Source organism: Faecalicoccus sp. (assembly GCF_036552745.1).
Taxonomy (GTDB): Bacteria; Bacillota_I; Bacilli_A; order Erysipelotrichales; family Erysipelotrichaceae; genus Faecalicoccus.
In genome coordinates, this window is the sequence record NZ_JAXKBY010000100.1 from 1 (window position 1) to 3157 (window position 3157).

4 protein-coding genes are annotated in these 3157 nt (G+C 34.7%); 1 reads left to right on the forward strand and 3 read right to left on the reverse strand.

Annotated elements, in window-relative coordinates; translation table 11 throughout:
* Positions 1-557: 557 nt before the first annotated feature.
* Positions 558-1670: an FAD:protein FMN transferase gene (locus tag U0M88_RS04890; RefSeq protein ID WP_331869091.1), complete on the forward strand. Its 1113-nt coding sequence runs from the start codon at positions 558-560 to the stop codon at positions 1668-1670.
* An 8-nt stretch (positions 1671-1678) separates the two neighbouring features.
* On the opposite strand, the gene U0M88_RS04895 is transcribed toward U0M88_RS04890, so the two are convergent.
* The 3 genes from U0M88_RS04895 to U0M88_RS04905 form a co-directional block, all read right to left on the reverse strand.
* Positions 1679-2218: a hypothetical protein gene (locus tag U0M88_RS04895; RefSeq protein WP_331869092.1), complete on the reverse strand. Its 540-nt coding sequence runs from the start codon at positions 2216-2218 to the stop codon at positions 1679-1681.
* Between the two features lie 104 nt (positions 2219-2322).
* Positions 2323-2685, reverse strand: coding sequence for a sigma factor (locus tag U0M88_RS04900; RefSeq protein ID WP_331869093.1), 363 nt, complete (start codon positions 2683-2685; stop codon positions 2323-2325).
* 10 nt (positions 2686-2695) lie between these two features.
* The gene (locus U0M88_RS04905; RefSeq protein WP_303972508.1) at positions 2696-3022 is read right to left on the reverse strand and encodes a hypothetical protein; all 327 of its coding nucleotides are present in this window, start codon (positions 3020-3022) and stop codon (positions 2696-2698) included.
* Positions 3023-3157 lie beyond the last annotated feature (135 nt).

Sequence of the window (3157 nt, forward strand, 5' to 3'; positions counted from 1 at the left end):
CGTTTATTCTTTACGATCAGATCAATAGCCAATGAAAATAACGAATAAACAAGAGCCGGAACCACACACCATGCCCGCATAATATTCATGGCTTGAATCCATTGATATTCAATTGGAATCATGGAAAGTAAACCCCCATTAAAATACAGGCACAAGTATAAAAGAAAAACGAGACCAAAATCTTAAAAGAATGTAATTGTTTCACCAGTCCATCTCCTTTCTTTGAAAATCTTCAATAACATCTTAAAAAATCATTAAATTAGTTCGTGGTTCCACTCTTATTATCCATTTTCAATTAAACATACAACCATTGACAAAATTAGTCCCAAAAAATCAAGATCAAATAAAAATAGTCTTTACCATATGCAATCATTTGATCATCTATAAAAAGCTTCTCAGCTTAACACCTACTTTAATTATAGACTAATCTTATTCAAAAAAAATAGCCTTATATCGATGGTTTTACTATGTTATAGCAATAAACTAGTCTCTTGACAGAAACATTCTTCGCTAGTCCTCGTTAGACTTTTTTATAGAGATTGACTATAATACAAATTATGGAAAAAAAGAGTAATACATTTAAAACCTGGATTTTGATTTCGTGCTGTTTCTTTGTATTGATTTGCAGTATCGTTTACTTCATTCAACATAAAACAAGTAATCTTCCTGATACACATTCTATTGTATTGACTGATGTTGGTTTTGATACATCGATCACCTTTGAAGCTGATTGTACTAAAGAAGAATTTGATTCATATGTCGCCATCGTAAAAGAAAGCTTTACACACTATAATCAGCTTTTTGATCAGTATCACGCCTATGATGGTATCAACAATGTATATACCCTGAATCATGAAGCTTATAAAAATCCGGTAAAGGTAGATACTGAATTAGTCGATTTGATTACGTATTCTTTATCCTTTAATGAAAAAGATACAGCTTTTGATATAACACAGGGAAAACTATTAGATATTTGGCACACATACCGGGAAGAAGGTTTAGAAAAAAATGCACAGCAGGAAAGCGGTCGTCTTCCCGGCAATGAAGAAATTCAAGAGGCAAGAACTCATTCCGGAAGTGATAAGATACAAATAGAAGGCAATACGATTCGCTTTACCGATTTGCAATTTCAAATCGATTTAGGCGGTATCGCCAAAGGATATGCGACAGAACAAACAGCAAAAAAGCTGAAAGAAGAAGGATTGCATACCGGTTTTATCAATGCCGGAGGAAACGTGGTACTCATTGGCCATAAGTCAAATGAGGCATGGAAGATCGGCATTCAAGATCCGGATAAACAGACTTCTCTGCTTCGATTGGAATCCTCAGATCCTTTAGCCATAGTGACAAGTGGCGACTATCAAAGAAATTATGAAGTTGATGGCGTACAATATGCACACATCATTGATCCAAAGACCGGCTATCCGCCTAGGTATCATCGCAGTGTGACGATTTTTTGTAAGGATTCAACCTTAGCCGATGCACTCAGTACCGCCTTATTCTGTATGTCCTTAGAGGATGGTCAACAATTCATTCAAGAAAATTATCCAGATGTTGGTGTCGTCTGGATCGATTCAAAAGGTAGCACATCCATCGAACCGGATCTTTCCACAAGTCAATATGATGTGTATATAACAGATAATTATAAAGATAAGGTAAATCTAAACTAAAATGGGGGTCATTTGTGATGACCCTTTTTATGATGGTTTTGTGTTTGTGTCGTATCATTACTTTGTCTTGTATGCCGACCGATGCGACAATGAATTTGTTTATTTTCCTGTGTACAGTTTTTAGTTTGTTCATAAATTTTTTGACAGACAGCTTCATCCTTGCTATATACAGTGATCATCCATTCTTCGTTATCATTCAAACCCTGCAGGATGTCTTCATAATACTGATGCCATGGATTCTCCTGTTTGCACCATTCTTTTCCCAGTTTGTCATACCTCGTCACATCAATTACTCGATCTAAACGATTGATCTGTAATTCGATAGATGTTTCTCCATCTAATGTAATAGCCACAACCGGAATAAAGTAAAACCAGTAGCTAAAGCCACAAACAAGTAAAGTTACCGCAAAGGAAAGTGCTAACTTTAAACCCCATCTTTTCTTGTGATGCATTTGATCATCAATAAACTGCTTTGTTTCTTCTTTGATTTGATTTGTACACTGAATCTTATCAAAATCTTCTTGGATTTCAAGACGAATCCCATTCACCTCCCAACTGCTTTTTTAATAATCGTTTTGCCTGAAACATCCACGTATAGATCGTATTGACTTTTTTCTTGAAGATCCTGGCAATTTCTGTTTCTTTATATCCTTCATATATAATATAAATAAATCACAGAGCGATACTTTTGCGGAAGGGACAAAACGGCTTCCAATACTTCCGGATGCTGAGGTGGTTCTGTTAAAAAAAACTGTTCAACTTTATCTAAAGATACGATATGCGAGTGGAAAAAATTCTTCAGAATATCTTTACAGGCATTAATGCTGACACGGATAAACCATGCCTTTTCATGCTCTTCACTTTCAAAAGGTTTATCGTGTTTTAAATACTTCAAAAAGACACTCTGCAAGACATCTTGTGTATCCGCTTCATTTTTCAAATACAGAAAACAAATTCGTGTGATCAGATTCACATATTTATCGATAGCCTGATTCACTTCCCGCTCGCTACGCATTGTATCGCTCCTATCGTAAATTTGAATACGTTCTATGTTTTACATGTTTTTGTGCACGACTCACATTGGCTGAACTCTCTTTTCTCTGACAATGATCGCAAATACCGTTTTGATCATCATCTTCATAAAAAATACAATTCTTGTGATCTTTATCCAAACAGAAATAATGTCCATCTTGATAATCACAAATACCATCTTGATTGCCATCCAAAGTATTTAATTGTACATTCATTCTTACCATATCATTTTCAAAGATAGGTTGTAAATTGGTGTTGGTAAATCCGGCACTCATACAACAGCTAATACAAGTACCAATCAAAAGTGTTAATTCTTTCATCCTCATTTCCTCCTTTTCACCCTTAATACGATTGAAAGAAGGAAATCCTTTTAAAAATTTTCGCTAAATTCAACTAAAAAGTTGATGTAGAGAATTAAAAATGATGTTTTTTAGTTTTGATAGAGTGTAAACACA